Origin of the sequence: Achromobacter spanius (genome assembly GCF_002966795.1) — a bacterium.
GTDB classification, from domain to species: domain Bacteria; phylum Pseudomonadota; class Gammaproteobacteria; order Burkholderiales; family Burkholderiaceae_B; genus Achromobacter; species Achromobacter spanius_D.
Genome location: NZ_CP023270.1, coordinates 3,292,246 through 3,307,991 on the forward strand (window position 1 = coordinate 3,292,246; position 15,746 = coordinate 3,307,991).

A 15,746-nucleotide genomic window follows, 5' to 3' on the forward strand; every position below is an offset into this window, starting at 1 on the left:
GCTCTCAGAAAATGGAAGGGTCAAGCGGCCTGCGCGGCCGGCTGGCGCAGCATCAGGGCCACGCGCCGGCAGGTCGCCACCAGTTCGTCGCGCTGATTGAAGGCGCGGTGCCCGAAGACGACGATGCCGTTCTCCGGCCGCGACCGGCTCTCGCGCAGTTCCAGCACCTCGGATTCCACCCGCAAGGTGTCGCCAGCGAACACCGGCGCCGGAAAGCGCACCTCATCCCAACCCAGGTTCCCGACCGTTGTGCCCAAGGTGGTGTCGCCGACGGAGATGCCGACCATAAGCCCCAGCGTGAAGGCGCTGTTGACGAGCGGCCGGCCAAACTCGGTGGTCTTGGCGTACTCGGCGTCCAGGTGGATCGCTGCCGGGTTCAAGGTCATGGTGGTGAACAGCACGTTGTCGGTCTCGGTGACCGTGCGCCGCACATCGTGCGTGAAGTGCTGTCCGACATGGAATTGCTCGAAATACAACCCAGCCATCGTTGTCTCCTTGCGCGCTCGCGGGATACTGTTCCCGTCTTGGCATAGGCATCCATGCCGGTTGCGCTAAACTGAACGCTAACATACTGTATGTGTGCATACAATATTGGGACCAACCCGAGGAGACACCCCATGCCCGCCAGCCCCACCCTCAACCGGCAAGTCGTCCTGAAGTCCCGCCCGCTGGGCATTCCGCAGGCCGAGCATTTCGAGATCCGCAGCGCACCGGTGCCTGAGCTCCGTGACGGCGAAGTGCTGGTGCGCAATCAATTCCTGTCGGTCGACCCTGCCATGCGCGGCTGGGTGAACGCGGCCGCCAATTACTCGGAGCCGGTCGGCATCGGCGAAGTCATGCGTGCGTTCTCCGCAGGCCGGGTCGTAGCCTCGCGCAATCCGCGCTATCCGGAAGGCAGCCTGGTCATGGGCCTGCTCGGGTGGCAGGACTACGCGGTCACGGACGGCAAGGCGATCCGCCGGCAGGTCCTGGAAACCGACCTGCCGCTTTCGCTGTCCCTGGGCGTGCTGGGGCTGAACGGCATCACCGCCTACTTCGCGCTGAACGCCTGCGGCGAGCCCAAGGCCGGCGAGACCGTCGTGGTGTCCACCGCCGCCGGCGCCGTGGGTTCCGTCGTCGGCCAACTGGCCCGCCACCAGGGCTGCCGCGCCGTGGGTATCGCCGGCGGCGAAGACAAGACGCGACTATGCGTCGAGGCCTTCGGCTACGACGCCGCCCTGGATTATCAGGCGCCCGGCTTGGAGCAAGCGTTGTCCGAAGCCTGCCCCGGTGGCGTCGACGTGTACTTCGACAACACGGCCGGGCGCATCAGCGACGCGGTCCATCCGCTCATCAACCGGCACGCGCGCATCGTGATCTGCGGCACGGCGTCCGTCAGCAGCTGGGATCCCTGGCCGCAAGGCCCACGCATCGAACGGCACCTGCTCAACAAGGCCGCGCGCATGCAGGGCTTCCTGGTGTGGGACTACGAGCACCGCTACGAGGAAGCCCTCGCCGCGCTCGCCCCGCTGGTGCGCGAGGGCAAGCTGCGCTACCGCGAAGAGATCCTGGACGGCATCGAGGCCGCGCCGGGTTCGATAGCCGATCTGTACCAGGGCAAGAACATGGGTAAGCGCCTGATCCGGCTGGAGGATGCCTGAATGGCCAAAAAGGTTGCAGCACACGCGGACACGGCGGCGCGAGAAGATAACGACGCCGACAAGGACGTCCACTTCCCGCCGCGGTCCGCAGGACAGGAAAACTGGGATCAGCGCCTGGGCTTTTTGATGCACGACGTTTCGCGGCTGCGCCGCAAGGTCTTTGACGAGGTCATGAAACCCGAGGGCATCACGCGCTCGCAGTGGTGGGTCATGGCACACCTGTCGCGCCATGACGGCATGTCGCAAAGCGATCTGGCCGACGTGCTGGACTTGGGGCGCGCGGCGCTGGGCGGTCTGGTCGACCGGCTGGAGGCGCTTGGCTTCGTGCGGCGCGGCGCCGACGATCACGATCGCCGCACAAAGCTCGTGCTGCTGACGCCCGAAGGCCGCGCCATGATCGAACGCATGCGGGTCAAGAGCGACGTCATGAGCGAAGCGATCCTGCAAGGCCTTGATGCTGAACAGCGTCACCAGCTGGCAGATATGCTGGGCCTGGTCAAACGCAATCTGCTGGCCTTCGATACCTCGCGCACCTGAGCCAGCACCATCCCGCGCGGCGACCGCCCAGCCCGGCGCCGCCTGCTTTTTTCTCCTTGCGCCAGGTCCCCGCGTCTTAACAGGATCTTGAGACGCGCCTCCCTAGAATCCGGAACGATTCTCATTGAGGCACTCAAGATCGCCATGGCGCAACAACAAAAAATTCACTCGCAGGGCGCGTTTGCCCTGAAAACCCTGGGCATGGCGCTGGGCGCCGCCGCCTCCGCGCAGGCCCACGGCCAGACACCGCCGGCAGACAACGCGGTGCTGCTGGCGCCCGTGACCGTGCAGGCCGACGCCCCGCCCTTCAAGGCGGACCGCGTGCAGTCGGGCAAATTCACCGAGCCGCTGCTCGACACCCCGCAAAGCATCACCGTCGTGCCGCGCGCGGTGCTGGAAGAGCAGCAGGCCAAGAGCCTGCAGGACGTGCTGCGCAACGTGCCGGGCATCACGTTCAGTTCGGGCGAAGGCAATCTGGGCTGGGGCGACATGTTCACGATCCGCGGGTTTTCGGCGGAACAAAGCATCACCGTGGACGGCATCCGCGACGCGGGCCTGTCCAGCCGCACCGACATCTTCAACCTGGAACAGGCAGAAGTCTTCAAGGGCACGGGCTCCATCGAATCCGGCATCTCGGCCGTGGGAGGCAGCGTCAACCTGGCCAGCAAGGAAGCGCGGCTGGGCTCGTTCTACAAGATGTCCGGCGGCCTGGGCACGGATCATTACCGGCGCATCACCGCGGACCTGAATCAGGAACTGACCGACAGCGCTGCCCTGCGCGTCAACCTCATGCGCCACCACAACGGCGTGGCCGAGCGCGACGTGACCGAGTTCGACCGGTCGGGCGTGGCGGCGTCGCTGGCAATGGGCCTGGGTTCGCCCACCCGCGTCACCGTCAACTACCTGCACCAGGAAGACGACAACATTCCCGACGGCGGCGTGCCGATCCAACGCGGCACCGGCGGCAAGCGCATGCCGAATGTGGCGCGCAACGCCTGGTACGGCGACCCGGACCTGTACACGGAACAGACGCGCACCGATCAGGCCACGATGAAGGTCGAGCATGACTTCACCAAGGCGGCGCGTCTGACCAACATCAGCCGCTGGCAGCAGACCGACCGCATCGGCGTGCTGGCCCCCGCGCGCTTCAATTCCACGTCGCGCACGTCGTACGGCTACGTGGGCGCCGGCCCGCTGGTGCAAAGCGCCGACGGCATTGCCTCGTACAGCGGCTTTACACCGCTGCGAGATCCCTCGCCCTATGCCCAACTGCGCGGCAACGACTTCGGCACGTCCAAGCGCTACACCATCCTGGCCAACCAGACCAACCTGAACCTGGACTTTCATACCGGCGGCATCAAGCATGCCGTGGTGACGGGCGTGGAGTTCTACAAGGAAACCTATGGCGACCATGCGCGCACGATCCGCGCGCCGTCGGTCAATCCGGTGATCGACCTGCGCGACACCGGCGGCACGAACATGGGCGGCGTGGACACCTTGAAGGGCGATTCCGGCAACAAGGCCGAAGTCTTCAACGCCGGCCTGTACGCCGCGGACACCATGACGTTCAGTCCGCAATGGATGCTGCAAGGCGCCTTGCGCTACGACCGCTACCGCGTCACACAGACGGCGGGCGCCACCACGCAGCGCGTCACCGACGGCGCCTTCAGCGGCCGCATCGGTCTGACCTACAAGCCCGTGGAGAACGGCAGCGTCTACGTGTCGTACAGCCAGGCCGCGCAACCGTCGGCGATGGGCGCGTCCACCAACAACAACATCTACGGCGCCACCGGCTCCGACACCTACAAGCCGGCCGTCGCCCGCACGTGGGAACTGGGCACGAAGTGGGACGTGGCGGGCGGCGACCTGTCCCTGACGGGCGCTCTCTTCCGCACGGAATTGACGGACTCCTGGGAATACGGCGACGACGTCACGGACGTGGTGCGCGCGCTGCCCGCCAAGCGCGTGGACGGCATCGAGCTTGGCCTGTCGGGCAACATCACGCCGCGCTGGTCCGCCTTTGCCGGCGTCAGCGCCATGAAGAGCCGCATCACCAAGGGCGCGAACCAGGGCGAAGAAGCCAAGAACGTGCCGGACCTGACGTTCAACCTGTGGACCACCTACGCGGCCACGGAAGACCTGTCGCTGAGCTATGGCGCGCAGTACGTGGGCAAGCGGCGCTATACGGACAACAAATACGTTGGCGGCAAGAACAACAACAGCTCCACCGTGTCCGGCCCCTACGGCACGCATCCGGTCTGGGTCCGCGACAACGAGAAGGCGCCATCCTATTGGCTGCATTCCGTGGCGGCGCGCTACCGGCTGAACAAGAACGTGACGCTGGGCGTGAACGTGGACAACCTGTTCAACAAGTTCTATTACAGCCGCGTCGGCGCCTCGCTGGACGGCTTCCAGCTGTACGGTGTGCCGGGCGCGGGACGCACGGCCATGTTCACCGCCGACGTCGCCTTCTAAACCGCAGGGGCCGGTGCAGTGCCGGCCAGATCCACACGGAACTGGCTGCCCTGCCCGGGGCGCGACGCCAGCGACACGCGCCAGCCCTGGTGCTCGCAAATGCGCTGCACCAGCGACAGGCCCAGCCCCAGGTTGCCATCGTCGGGCTGATCGCCGCGCACGAAGGGATTGAAGATGGCGGCCTGGCGTTCCAGCGCAATGCCGGGGCCGTTGTCATTCACCTGCACAAAATCGGGCCCTGCCGTGACGACGATGCTGGCCTGCGGTCCGGCGTATTGGAGCGAATTGCGGATCAGGTTGGACAGCACCGCGCGCAGCAGCGGCGCGGGAAACAGCAAGGCCTCTTCCTGCGCACCCGCCGCTTCCAGCGTCAACTGCATGCCGCGCCGCTGGGCCACCGGCGACCACGCGGCCAGTTGGCCACGCGCGGTGTCCGCGGCGCTTTCACGCGGGAACAGGCCCGCCGCGTCGCCGCCGCGCGCCAGCATCAGATAGGTGTCCAGCCGCTCGCCCATGTCGGCCGCGGCTGCCTCGATCCGGGCAAGACGGGCCTGTCCCGCCGCATCCAGCGCCTGCTCTTCGCGCAGCAGCTCGCAGGAACTGGAGATCACCATCAGCGGCGTGCGCAATTCGTGCCCGACGTCGGCGGTGAAGAGCTGCTCGCGCCTGAGCGCCTGTTCGAGCTGGTTGTAGGTCGAGTCGAAGGCAGCAGCAAGCTGGCCGATCTCGTCCGGCGGATAGTCTGCCGCCAGCCGCGTCTGCGGCGGCTGCGCGCCGCGCGTATTGACCTGGGCGGCCAGCCGCGCAAGCGGACGCAGCAGGCGCCGCGTCGCCAGGATGCCCAGGACGAACGCCAGCGCCAGGCTGGCCGCCAGTCCCGTCACCGCGGTCCAGTGCGACGCCGACTGGTTCTGCTCGTACTCGGTGTAGTCGCGCAGCAGCATGTAGCGCTGACCCTTGAAGTCGTCGACCATCACGTGCCACACGCGATCGTTGCGCTCGATCTTGTGAAAGCCCGGCGCCAGCGGCCGCAGCCAGTCGGGAAACGCCCTGCTTGCCGGATCGCCATGAAAGAAGCGGTTGGGCCGCCCCGGGTCGATGCCCGCCAGAAAATCGCCCCGCACCCGCTCCACCGCCATGCCCATGTCGATGCGCTGCAGATGCGCCTCCAGCTTGCCGACGCTCCAGACCGACAGCCAGGTCAGCAGGCCAGCCACCAGCAGGGCCAACGCCACATACGTCAGCACAAGGTGGCGCGCCAGCCCGCGCCGCGCCGCGCGCCTGCCCGGGCTAGTCATCGCTTGCGGCCCGCAACTGATAGCCGATGCCGTGCACCGTGTGCAGCAGCGGCGTGTCGTAGGGCTTGTCGACCACATGGCGAATCTGGTGGATGTGGGTGCGCAGGCTGTCGCTGTCCGGCGGCGAATCGCGCCACAGCGCCTCTTCCAGCCGCGCGCGATGGACCACCGCCGGGCTGGCGCGCATCAGCAAGGTCAGCAATTGCAGCGGGGATGGCGGCAGGCGCAGCGCCTGGCCACCCCGCGCAATCGCCAACGTGCCGGTGTCCAGCGTCAGGTCGCCCACGCGCAGCACACGGGCCGCGCCCGCACCGCTGGCGCGATGCAGCAGCGCCTTGACCCGCGCGGCCAGTTCGGCCAGCGCAAAGGGCTTGACCAGGTAATCGTCGGCGCCCGCGTCGAATCCCGTCAGGCGGTTGTCCAGCGTGTCGCGGGCCGTGACCATGATGACGGGGGTGTTGCACGCGGCCTCGGTGCGCAGCCGGCGGCACAGCTCGTAGCCGTCCAGCCGCGGCAGCATCAGGTCCAGCACGATCAGGTCGAACTCGCCCGACGCCGCCATCGCATAGCCGCGCTGGCCGTCTTCGGCGCAATCGACGATATAGCCGCGCCGCGTCAGGTGATGGGTGATGTTGGCAAGAATGTCGGGGTCGTCTTCGATGACGAGAACGCGCATGGCGGGACCGCTCGGCGAATAACAATCAATCTCACATTGTAGGGGCGTGGTCCGGCGCACGGCGGCGGTGCGGCGCCAACGCCACAGCCGCGATGCGTCTTAACGAATTCTTGAGGAGGGTTGGCGGACACTGCCCGGCGATAAGAATGGTTCGCGTTACCTGCACCCCGCAGCTGACGCCCCAGAAGGATTCGCCATGCGTTCGATTGCCCTTTTCCGCGCGGCCGTGACCGCCGCCGCCCTGTTCTGCGCCCTGCCCGGCGCCCATGCCCGCGACGTCACCGATCTGGCCGGCCGCGTCGTGACGGTGCCCGACCACCCGAAACGCATCCTGCTGGGCGAAGGCCGCTTCGCGTTCGCCATGGCGCTGCTGGACCGGCATGACCCCGTGGCGCGCGTGGTCGGCTGGCAGGGAGAGCTCAAGCAACAGGATCCGTATTCCTGGAACCAGCTCGTCACGCGCTTTCCGAAAGCGGCCGATGTGCCCCTGATTGGCAAAACGTCGGAAGCCAGCGTCAGCCCGGAAAAGATCGTCTCGCTGCGGCCCGACGTGGCGATCTTCAGCGTCAGCGGCCATGGCCCGGGCCGCAACAACCCGATGATCCCGGCGTTGCAGGAAGCCGGCATCCCGATCGTCTTCATCGACTTCCGCCAGCATCCCGTGCGCAACACGGTGCCCAGCATGCGCATCCTGGGCCAGGCGCTCGATCGTGAAGCCGAGGCGGAAAGCTACATCGCCTTCTACGAAGACCACCTCGCCCGAGTGCGCAAGGTGGTGGAACCCGTGCCGCCCGCGCAGCGGCCGCGCGTCTTCGTGGAAATGCTGGCAGGCGTTTGGCCGGCCTGCTGCCACACCACGGGCAACGGCAGCTTCGGCGACCTGCTGGAAGCGGCAGGCGGCGTGAATGTGGCAGCGCCCGTGCTGCCCGGCGCGATCGGCGACGTGAGCCTGGAGTTCGTCATCGACGCCAAGCCGGATGTCTACATTGCCACCGGCAGCCGCTCCGAACCCGGCCGCCCGGGCCTCTTGGCCGGTCCCGGCGCCGATCCGAAGGTATCCGCCGACAGCCTGGCCAAGCTGCTGGACCGCGACGGCATCCGCGACCTGGACGCCGTAAAGCAGCACCGCGCCTTCGGCATCTGGCACGCGTTCTACAACTCGCCCTACAACGTGGCCGCCATCGAGGCGATGGCGAAGTGGCTGTACCCCGAGCGCGCCGCCGCGCTGGATCCGCAAGGCACGCTGGACGCGCTGTACGGCCAGTTCCTGGATCTGGACAACGCGGGCGCCTTCTGGACGTCTCCGGCAGCAGCAGCAAAGTAGCCCGCCATGACCGGTTTCGCCCCCGCCGCCGCAGCGCCCGCGGCGTCTGTTCCCGACGATCCCATCGCCGCCTACCGGCGCGCGGTGCGCAAGCGCGTGCTGCTGACCGCCGTGCTGGTGCTGGCCATCGTCGCCAGCCTGCTGGCCGACATCGCCAGCGGGCCGGCTTCGTTGTCCCTTCCGGAGCTGCTGCGCACGCTGCTGCATCCCGAGGTGTCAGACACCGGCACGCGCGTCATCGTCTGGCAATTCCGGTTGCCCTATGCGCTGATGGCGCTGCTGGTTGGCGTGGGGCTGGGCCTGGGCGGCGCCGAGATGCAGACCATGCTGGACAATCCGCTCGCCAGCCCCTACACGCTGGGCGTCTCTGCCGCGGCGGCGTTCGGCGCGTCGCTGGCCATCACGCTGGATTGGCATCTGCCCGCGCTGCCGGCCGGGATGACCGTATCCGTGTCGGCCTTCGCCTGCACCCTGCTGTCCGTGCTGGTGCTGGAGCGCGTGGCGCGCTGGCGCGGCGGATCGACGCTGGGCGTGGTGCTCTTCGGCATCGCGCTGGTGTATTCGTTCCAGGCGCTGGTGATGCTGCTGCAGTTCGTCGCCAGCGAAGAGGCCCTGCAGGGCATCGTCTTCTGGACCATGGGCAGCCTGGCGCGGGCCAACTGGACCACCGTCGGCGTCATGGCCGCGGCGCTGGTACTGGCCATTCCGTTTTCGATGCGCAACGCCTGGAAGCTCACCGCCGTGCGGCTGGGCGAGGAACGCGCAGCCAGCTTCGGCATCGACGTGAAGCGGCTGCGCCTAGTCAGCCTGCTTCGCGTCAGCGCGCTGGCGGCGCTGGCCGTGTCGTTCGTCGGCACGATCGGCTTCGTGGGCCTGGTCGCGCCGCACATCGCCCGGCTGCTGCTGGGCGAAGACCACCGCTACTACCTGCCGGGCAGCGCGCTGGCCGGCGCGCTGATCCTGTCGCTGGCGTCCGTGGCGTCCAAGACCGTGCTCCCCGGCGCGCTCATCCCGGTCGGCATCGTGACATCGCTGGTCGGCATTCCCTTCTTCCTCACCATCGTCGTGCGCGCCCTCAAGCGCGCCTGACGGCATTTCCCGCAACAAGGAGACACCCCGATGAAATTCCGCCTGACGCTCACGCTCGCGGCCCTGATGATCGCCGGCACCGCCCATGCCGCCCCCGCTTGCTCGATCGACGTCGAAGGCCGTCCCGGCAAGCAGTTCGGCCCCGACCATATCGTCGTGCCCGCGACCTGCCAGGAATTCACCGTGCGCCTCATCCACACGGGCAAGAACAGCAAGGAAAAGGCCGGCCACAACTGGGTGCTGACCAAGACCGAAGATATCGACGCCGTCATGGTCGACGGTATCAAGGCCGGCGCAAGCAGCGACTTCCTGGCGCCAGGCGACGGCCGCATCCTTGCCAAGACGCCCATGCTGGGCGGCGGCGAGACGGCCAGCGTCACCTTCCCCGTCAGCCGCCTGCGCGCGGGCCAGTCGTACACCTACTACTGCTCGTTCCCGGCACACGCGCAGCACATGCGCGGCACGCTGGTGCTGCAACCCTGACAATGACGCAGCTATGCATCCAGGCGCTGTCCGCCGGCTACGGCGGCCGCGCGGTGCTGCGCAACGCCAGCGCCGGCCCCATGCCCGAAGGGGCCGTCACCGCGCTGCTGGGGCCGAACGGCAGCGGCAAGTCGACGCTGCTCAAGACGCTGGCCGGCCTGCATCCGGTGATGCAAGGCGCAATCTGGCTGGACGGCGAGGACCTGGCGAACGCCAGCCCGGCCCGCCGCGCCGAATGCGCCATGTACATGCCGCAGGCCCTGCCCAAGGGCGTGCACATGACCGTCTTCGAATCCGTGCTGGTGGCGGCGCGCTCCGGCCGCCACGGACAACCCGGCCACGCGCTGATGGAAAACGCCATGGCGGTCATCAACGAGCTGGGCATCGCGCCGCTTGCCAGCCGCCATCTGGACGAACTGTCCGGCGGACAGAAGCAGCTAGCCTCGCTGGCGCAGGCACTGGTGCGGCGTCCGCGCCTGCTGCTGCTCGATGAACCGCTGTCCGCGCTGGACCTGAATTACCAATTCCACGTCATGGACGTGCTGCGCCGCCAGACGCGCATGCACCGTCTGATCACGTTGGTGGTGCTGCACGACCTGAACATCGCGCTGCGCCACGCCGACCATGCATTGCTGCTGCACGCGGGCGAGATCGAAGCTGAGGGTCTGCCCGGCGATGTGGTGACTCCCGACACCTTGCGCCGCGTGTACCGTGTGCGGGCGCGTGTCGAACATTGCCCGCAGGGCCAGGCACAGATTCACGTGGATGGGCTGGCCGATCGCTCAGCAGGGTAGCGGTTAGACACCCTCCGCCCCCGGGCCCAGCACGGACACACCGGTATATAGTCACCCCTTGTGCCATTCAGGGAGTCCGCCGTGTCGAGCCGCCGCGCCATCGCGTTTCTGGTCAGCCTGCTTGCCGCGCCATCGGGCGCCGCCGTGGTCTACGACAATCACGGCCTCGTCGTCGACGTGGCCACCGGCAGCCGCCGCGACTGGAACACCGGTCAGCGCCAGACCACGCGCGCCACCACCATTACCTTCCAGGGCAAGACCCTGTGCGGCACCGACGTCGGCGCGCTGCTCTACCCCGGCAGCAATGCGCGGCACGCTCGCGCGTTCTTCTGCCCCGGCCCGGTCGCCGTTCTGGGCACCGATGCGGTGCTGGCGTTCTTCACGAGTTCCAGCGCCAGCACCGTGCTCGCGCATCTGCAGGTCGTGAACGGCTCACTTCGCGTGCAGCGCCTGCCGCTCTCCGACAAGCCGGACCGCGACGGCATCCACGGCACGCGGTTCGAGGACGCCCGCCTGCCCGGCTGGACGCGCGTGGACTCGGCCTGGAACGAAACCGTGATGATCCGCCATGCGCCGCTCAAGGCGCTGAACCTCGGCCCAGGGAAACTGCTGGATGTCTCCGGCGACGTGGCCTATCTGGCGATTCCACCAGGCCGGAAGGTCGTCGTGCTGCAGCCGGCCACCCGCGTGAAAGACGCGCACGGCTACCTGCAATACGTGCCCGAAGTCACCAAGTTTGTGGACGCCCCGCTGGCGTTTAGAGCGGTCCGCCTGAGCGATGGCCGCGAGCTGGCGCGGCTGGATTTCGACGACACGTGCGTGGGTCTGCCTGCCCTGCAGTTCGAACGGCCCGATGCGAAGACCGCGTCCAGCGCATCGCCGGCCGTCGCGTTCGACGACGTGCCGGCGTGGCGCGCAAGCGCACTGGAACTGACCCAGACGCAGGGACGCGCGGCGCTGCGCTTGAAGCCGGGCGTGGAATTGCCGCGCAAGCCGGGCTGCAAAGGTGGCGGAACGTCCGGCTAGACGCCCGGTTGATGATCCGGCTGCACGCCCATTCAAACATTCAAATCAGGAACTGGCGATAAGCCTCGTTATCCGTTTCCTCGGCATGCGCATAACCGAGCTGCCGCAAGAACCCATCCAGCGCCGCATCATCCGCCACCGGCGCCTGAATGCCCACCAGCGCCGAACTGAAGTCCGTGCCCTGATTGCGGTAATGGAACAGGCTGATGTTCCAGTTGGGCGCCATCGCCGACAGGAACTTCATCAGCGCGCCCGGCCGCTCCGGAAACTCAAATCGGAACAGGCGCTCGCCACCCGCCAGCGGCGAACGTCCGCCAACCATGTAGCGGATGTGCTGCTTGGACACCTCGTTGTTCGTCAGGTCTGAAGCCGAAAATCCCTCCGCCTGCAACGCGGCCAGGATATCGGCCGACTCGCCGCGCCGCGCGATCTGCACGCTGACAAAGATCCGCGCGGTGCGCGCGTCCGCGATGCGGTAGTTGAACTCCGTCACGCTGCGCTGCCCGATCACCCGGCAAAACCGGCGGAAGCTGCCACGCTCTTCGGGAATGGTCACCGCGAACACCGCCTCGCGCGCCTCGCCTACTTCGGCGCGGTCCGCCACAAAGCGCATGCGGTCGAAGTTCATGTTCGCGCCCGACGTAATCGCCACCAGCGACTGCCCGCGCGCGCCTTCGCGGTCCACATACTTTTTCAGCCCCGCCACCGCCAATGCACCCGCAGGCTCCAGCACGCTGCGCGTATCCAGGAACACGTCCTTGATCGCCGCGCAGACCGCGTCCGTGTCCACCAGGATGACCTCGTCCAGGTACTCGCGGCACAGACGGAAGGTCTCCTCGCCCACCAGCTTGACGGCCGTGCCGTCCGAAAACAGGCCGACATCAGCCAGAATCACCCGCTCGCCCACGCGCAGCGATTGCGCCATCGCGCAGGAGTCCTCGGTCTGCACGCCGATGACCTTCACGCCGGGATGCACCGCCTTCACATAGGTCGACACGCCCGCCGCCAGACTGCCGCCGCCGATCGGCACAAAAATGGCGTGCAGCGGCTCGGGATGCTGGCGCAGGATCTCCATGCCCACCGTTCCCTGCCCCGCGATCACGTAGGGATCGTCGAACGCGGGCACGAACGTCAAGCCCTGTTCCTGTGCCAGCGTCTGCGCATGGGCATAGGCGTCGTTATACGAATCGCCGGCCTGCACTACCGTCACGGTCGGTCCGCCGTGGGCGCGCACCGCGTCCACCTTCACCTGCGGCGCCGTCTGCGGCACGACGATGATGGCCCGCACACCCAGCTTGGCCGCCGAAATCGCGACGCCCTGCGCATGGTTGCCGGCCGACGCCGTGATGACCCCGCGCTCCAGCGCGGCGCGCGGCGTGTTGCGCATCTTGTTATAGGCGCCGCGCACCTTGAACGAGAACACCGGCTGGTTGTCTTCGCGCTTGAAATGGACGGTGTTGCCCAGCCGGGCGGACAGCCCCCGCGCAAAATCCAGCTCGGTTTCACGGGCAATGTCGTACACCCGGGCGGTCAGGATCTGCCGCAAGTACTCCATCGGCGTGGCGGCGCCGGCCTGGAATTCCGAGGGTGCGTGGGAGGATGAATCGGACATGATTTCTCTGCTTTGGGTTGCTTGCCCGGCAGAGGCGGCCACAAAAAACCCGCCTCGTGGGGCGGGTGGCTTGTGACTGTTGCGGTCGCGCGCTAACCCACCATTCCAGGAATGATGGTAATAATCAGCGAAATGCGGACGGCGCGGAAATTCATGGGCCGTACTTTCCTCCTATCGCACGGCTTTGTCAAACGCGGGGTGTGGCCGTTTCGATGATGATTTCCGCCAGCACGCACAATGCGTCCCCATAAATCCTGCATAAGCATATTGCGGCGCCATCAAGAAATAGAACCATTTCCCGGCGCAATGCGTAGCACGGTATTACAATGGAAGGTTCGTGGCGGTCGCACCTTCCAAGGCGGACCCGGATACGGCCCTTTCATGGGCCGGCCGGTCCAGCCAAACAATAGGACGGGCGGCAGTCATGTTGGAGGGACGCTCTGCCTGCGCGTCCTTCCATACGAACCCACTCTCGACAACATCTACCGGCGTACGCCGCATAGCATGTTCGGGTTTGCGCGTTAATCGCCTGAGCCGAACAGATTCAAGGATCATGTCTCTTACTCCGAAGATTATCTATACCCTCACCGACGAAGCTCCGGCACTGGCAACCCGTTCGCTGCTGCCCATCGTCCAGGCATTCGCCAAACCCGCAGGCATCACGGTCGAGACCCGCGACATTTCGCTGGCAGGCCGCATCATCGCCCTGTTCCCGGATTACCTCGAAGACAGCCAGAAGCTGTCCGACGCCCTGGCTGAGCTGGGCGCCCTCGCGGTCAAGCCCGAAGCCAACATCATCAAGCTGCCCAACATCAGCGCCTCGATGCCCCAACTGAAGGCGGCTATCAAGGAACTGCAAGACCAGGGCTACAAGCTGCCGGACTACCCGGACGCTCCCGCCAACGACACCGAGCGCGACGTCAAGGCCCGCTACGACAAGGTCAAGGGCAGCGCCGTCAACCCGGTCCTGCGCGAAGGCAACTCCGACCGCCGCGCCCCGCTGTCGGTCAAGAACTACGCCCGCAAGCACCCGCACAAGATGGGCGCCTGGACGTCCGACTCCAAGTCGCACGTTGCCCACATGAGCGAAGGCGACTTCTACGGCACCGAGAAGTCGGCCCTCATCGCCGAAGCCGGCGACGTCAAGATCGAACTGACCGCTGCTGACGGCACCAAGACCGTTCTGAAGGAAAAGACCCCGGTCAAGGCCGGCGAGATCATCGACGCCGCCGTGCTGTCGACCGCCAAGCTCAAATCCTTCCTGCAGGCCCAGATCGACGACGCGCGCGCCAACGGCGTGCTGTTCTCGGTCCACCTGAAGGCCACCATGATGAAGGTCTCCGACCCCGTCATCTTCGGCCACGTGGTTTCCGTGTTCTACAAGGACGTCCTGGCCAAGCACGCCGACGCCCTCAAGCAGGCCGGCTTCGATCCCAACAACGGCATTGGCGATCTGTACGCCAAGATCCAGTCGCTGCCCGCCGACCAGCAGGCCGCCATCACCGCCGACATCGACGCCGCCTACAAGACGCTGCCGCAACTGGCCATGGTGAACTCTGACAAGGGCATCACCAACCTGCACGTGCCCAGCGACGTCATCGTCGACGCGTCCATGCCCGCCATGATCCGCGACTCCGGCAAGATGTGGAACGCCGAAGGCAAGCTGCAGGACACCAAGGCCGTCATTCCCGACCGCAGCTACGCTGGCGTCTACCAAGCCGTCATCGACGACTGCAAGCGCAACGGCGCCTTCAATCCGGTCACGATGGGCAGCGTGCCCAACGTCGGCCTGATGGCCCAGGCTGCCGAAGAATACGGTTCGCACAACAAGACCTTCGTCATCCCGGCCGCCGGCACCGTGCGTGTCACCGACGCCGCCGGCGCCGTGCTGCTTGAGCAAGCCGTCGAAGCCGGCGACCTCTGGCGCATGTGCCAGACCAAGGACGCCGCGATCCAGGACTGGGTCAAGCTGGCCGTCACCCGCGCCCGCGCCACCAAGACGCCCGCCGTCTTCTGGCTGGACGAAAAGCGCGCCCACGACGCCCAGGTCATCGCAAAGGTCAAGCAGTACCTGAAGGACCACGACACCAGCGGCCTGGACCTGCGCATCCTCGACCCCGTCGAAGCCACCAAGTTCTCGGTCAAGCGCATCCGCGAAGGCCTGGACACCATCTCGGTCACCGGCAACGTGCTGCGCGACTACCTGACCGACCTGTTCCCCATCATGGAACTGGGCACCAGCGCCAAGATGCTGTCGATCGTCCCGCTGGTCGCCGGCGGCGGCCTGTTTGAAACGGGCGCGGGCGGTTCGGCTCCCAAGCACGTGCAGCAGTTCCTGGAAGAAGGCTTCCTGCGCTGGGATTCGCTGGGCGAATTCATGGCGCTGGCCGAGTCCCTCGACCACCTGGGCCGCACGTACAAGAACCCCACCGCCCAGATCCTGGCCAAGACGCTGGATCAGGCCACGGCCAAGTTCCTGGACGAAAACAAGTCGCCCGAGCGCAAGGTCGGCGGCCTGGACAACCGCGGCAGCCACTTCTACCTGGCGATGTACTGGGCTCAAGCCCTGGCCGCCCAGACCGAAGACCGCGCCCTGGCCGCCCAGTTCGCCCCCGCCGCGATCGCGTTCTCCGAAGGCGAAAACAAGATCCTGGACGAACTGAAGGCAGCCCAAGGCAAGCCCCTGGACATCGGCGGCTACTACCAGCCGAACGAAGCCAAGGCCAGCCAGGCCATGCGCCCCAGCGCCACGCTGAACAAGGTGCTGGCCTCGATCGGCTAAGCCTTCTGCC

Annotated in this window: 13 protein-coding genes; 9 read left to right on the plus strand and 4 right to left on the minus strand. The window is 66.8% G+C overall.

All coding sequences use genetic code 11. The annotated features are described in order from the left end of the window. Positions 1-20: 20 nt before the first annotated feature. Entirely contained in the window at positions 21-485 is a 465-nt protein-coding gene (locus CLM73_RS14725) for a MaoC family dehydratase (RefSeq protein ID WP_105239056.1), read from the minus strand. A gap of 132 nt (positions 486-617) precedes the next feature. On the opposite strand from CLM73_RS14725, the gene CLM73_RS14730 reads away from it, so the two are divergent. The 3 genes from CLM73_RS14730 to CLM73_RS14740 all read left to right on the plus strand — a co-directional run bounded on the left by CLM73_RS14730 (position 618) and on the right by CLM73_RS14740 (position 4,652). Then, positions 618-1,640 (plus strand): NADP-dependent oxidoreductase, encoded by a 1,023-nt coding sequence (locus tag CLM73_RS14730; protein ID WP_105239057.1) that lies wholly within the window; start codon positions 618-620, stop codon positions 1,638-1,640. Beyond that, positions 1,641-2,177 (plus strand): MarR family winged helix-turn-helix transcriptional regulator, encoded by a 537-nt coding sequence (locus tag CLM73_RS14735; RefSeq protein ID WP_105239058.1) that lies wholly within the window; start codon positions 1,641-1,643, stop codon positions 2,175-2,177. 144 nt (positions 2,178-2,321) lie between these two features. Continuing rightward, positions 2,322-4,652 carry a TonB-dependent receptor gene (locus CLM73_RS14740; RefSeq protein ID WP_199778147.1) on the plus strand — a complete coding sequence of 777 codons (2,331 nt, stop codon included), beginning with the start codon at positions 2,322-2,324 and terminating at the stop codon, positions 4,650-4,652. Here the strand turns inward: CLM73_RS14740 and CLM73_RS14745 are convergent. Both CLM73_RS14745 and CLM73_RS14750 read right to left on the minus strand, forming a co-directional pair. Beyond that, entirely contained in the window at positions 4,649-5,950 is a 1,302-nt protein-coding gene (locus tag CLM73_RS14745) for a sensor histidine kinase (RefSeq protein WP_105239059.1), read from the minus strand. The genes CLM73_RS14740 and CLM73_RS14745 overlap by 4 nt on opposite strands. Then, the gene (locus CLM73_RS14750; protein WP_105239060.1) at positions 5,943-6,626 is read right to left on the minus strand and encodes a response regulator transcription factor; all 684 of its coding nucleotides are present in this window, start codon (positions 6,624-6,626) and stop codon (positions 5,943-5,945) included. The genes CLM73_RS14745 and CLM73_RS14750 overlap by 8 nt, the downstream gene beginning before the upstream one ends. 196 nt (positions 6,627-6,822) lie before the next feature. Here CLM73_RS14750 and CLM73_RS14755 point away from each other — a divergent pair, with 196 nt between their 5' ends. The 5 genes from CLM73_RS14755 to CLM73_RS14775 all read left to right on the plus strand — a co-directional run bounded on the left by CLM73_RS14755 (position 6,823) and on the right by CLM73_RS14775 (position 11,342). Beyond that, positions 6,823-7,950, plus strand: a complete 1,128-nt coding sequence (locus CLM73_RS14755; protein WP_105239061.1) for an ABC transporter substrate-binding protein — start codon at positions 6,823-6,825, stop codon at positions 7,948-7,950. Between the two features lie 6 nt (positions 7,951-7,956). After that, a complete protein-coding gene (locus CLM73_RS14760) occupies positions 7,957-9,039 on the plus strand; it encodes a FecCD family ABC transporter permease (protein WP_105239062.1) in 1,083 nt (360 codons plus the stop codon). A 30-nt stretch (positions 9,040-9,069) separates the two neighbouring features. Continuing rightward, positions 9,070-9,522, plus strand: a complete 453-nt coding sequence (azu, locus tag CLM73_RS14765) for an azurin (RefSeq protein WP_105239063.1) — start codon at positions 9,070-9,072, stop codon at positions 9,520-9,522. A gap of 2 nt (positions 9,523-9,524) precedes the next feature. Next, entirely contained in the window at positions 9,525-10,316 is a 792-nt protein-coding gene (locus CLM73_RS14770) for an ABC transporter ATP-binding protein (RefSeq protein ID WP_105239064.1), read from the plus strand. A gap of 81 nt (positions 10,317-10,397) precedes the next feature. Beyond that, positions 10,398-11,342 carry a hypothetical protein gene (locus tag CLM73_RS14775; RefSeq protein ID WP_105239065.1) on the plus strand — a complete coding sequence of 315 codons (945 nt, stop codon included), beginning with the start codon at positions 10,398-10,400 and terminating at the stop codon, positions 11,340-11,342. Between the two features lie 40 nt (positions 11,343-11,382). Here CLM73_RS14775 and ilvA read toward each other — a convergent pair whose 3' ends face one another. Beyond that, complete coding sequence (gene ilvA / locus CLM73_RS14780) at positions 11,383-12,954, minus strand: threonine ammonia-lyase, biosynthetic (protein ID WP_105239066.1); 1,572 nt, start codon at positions 12,952-12,954, stop codon at positions 11,383-11,385. A gap of 553 nt (positions 12,955-13,507) precedes the next feature. Between ilvA and CLM73_RS14785 the strand changes: the two genes are divergently transcribed. Beyond that, the gene (locus tag CLM73_RS14785; RefSeq protein ID WP_105239067.1) at positions 13,508-15,736 is read left to right on the plus strand and encodes an NADP-dependent isocitrate dehydrogenase; all 2,229 of its coding nucleotides are present in this window, start codon (positions 13,508-13,510) and stop codon (positions 15,734-15,736) included. Positions 15,737-15,746 lie beyond the last annotated feature (10 nt).

Bases quoted from the DNA above. Each gene is read 5' to 3' on its own strand.
- CLM73_RS14785 (WP_105239067.1), top strand. From the start codon at position 13,508: ATGTCTCTTACTCCGAAGATTATCTATACCCTCACCGACGAAGCTCCG.
- CLM73_RS14730 (WP_105239057.1), top strand. From the start codon at position 618: ATGCCCGCCAGCCCCACCCTCAACCGGCAAGTCGTCCTGAAGTCCCGC.
- CLM73_RS14770 (WP_105239064.1), top strand. From the start codon at position 9,525: ATGACGCAGCTATGCATCCAGGCGCTGTCCGCCGGCTACGGCGGCCGC.
- CLM73_RS14755 (WP_105239061.1), top strand. From the start codon at position 6,823: ATGCGTTCGATTGCCCTTTTCCGCGCGGCCGTGACCGCCGCCGCCCTG.
- ilvA (WP_105239066.1), bottom strand. From the start codon at position 12,954: ATGTCCGATTCATCCTCCCACGCACCCTCGGAATTCCAGGCCGGCGCC.
- CLM73_RS14725 (WP_105239056.1), bottom strand. From the start codon at position 485: ATGGCTGGGTTGTATTTCGAGCAATTCCATGTCGGACAGCACTTCACG.
- CLM73_RS14735 (WP_105239058.1), top strand. From the start codon at position 1,641: ATGGCCAAAAAGGTTGCAGCACACGCGGACACGGCGGCGCGAGAAGAT.
- azu (WP_105239063.1), top strand. From the start codon at position 9,070: ATGAAATTCCGCCTGACGCTCACGCTCGCGGCCCTGATGATCGCCGGC.
- CLM73_RS14740 (WP_199778147.1), top strand. From the start codon at position 2,322: ATGGCGCAACAACAAAAAATTCACTCGCAGGGCGCGTTTGCCCTGAAA.
- CLM73_RS14750 (WP_105239060.1), bottom strand. From the start codon at position 6,626: ATGCGCGTTCTCGTCATCGAAGACGACCCCGACATTCTTGCCAACATC.
- CLM73_RS14760 (WP_105239062.1), top strand. From the start codon at position 7,957: ATGACCGGTTTCGCCCCCGCCGCCGCAGCGCCCGCGGCGTCTGTTCCC.
- CLM73_RS14745 (WP_105239059.1), bottom strand. From the start codon at position 5,950: ATGACTAGCCCGGGCAGGCGCGCGGCGCGGCGCGGGCTGGCGCGCCAC.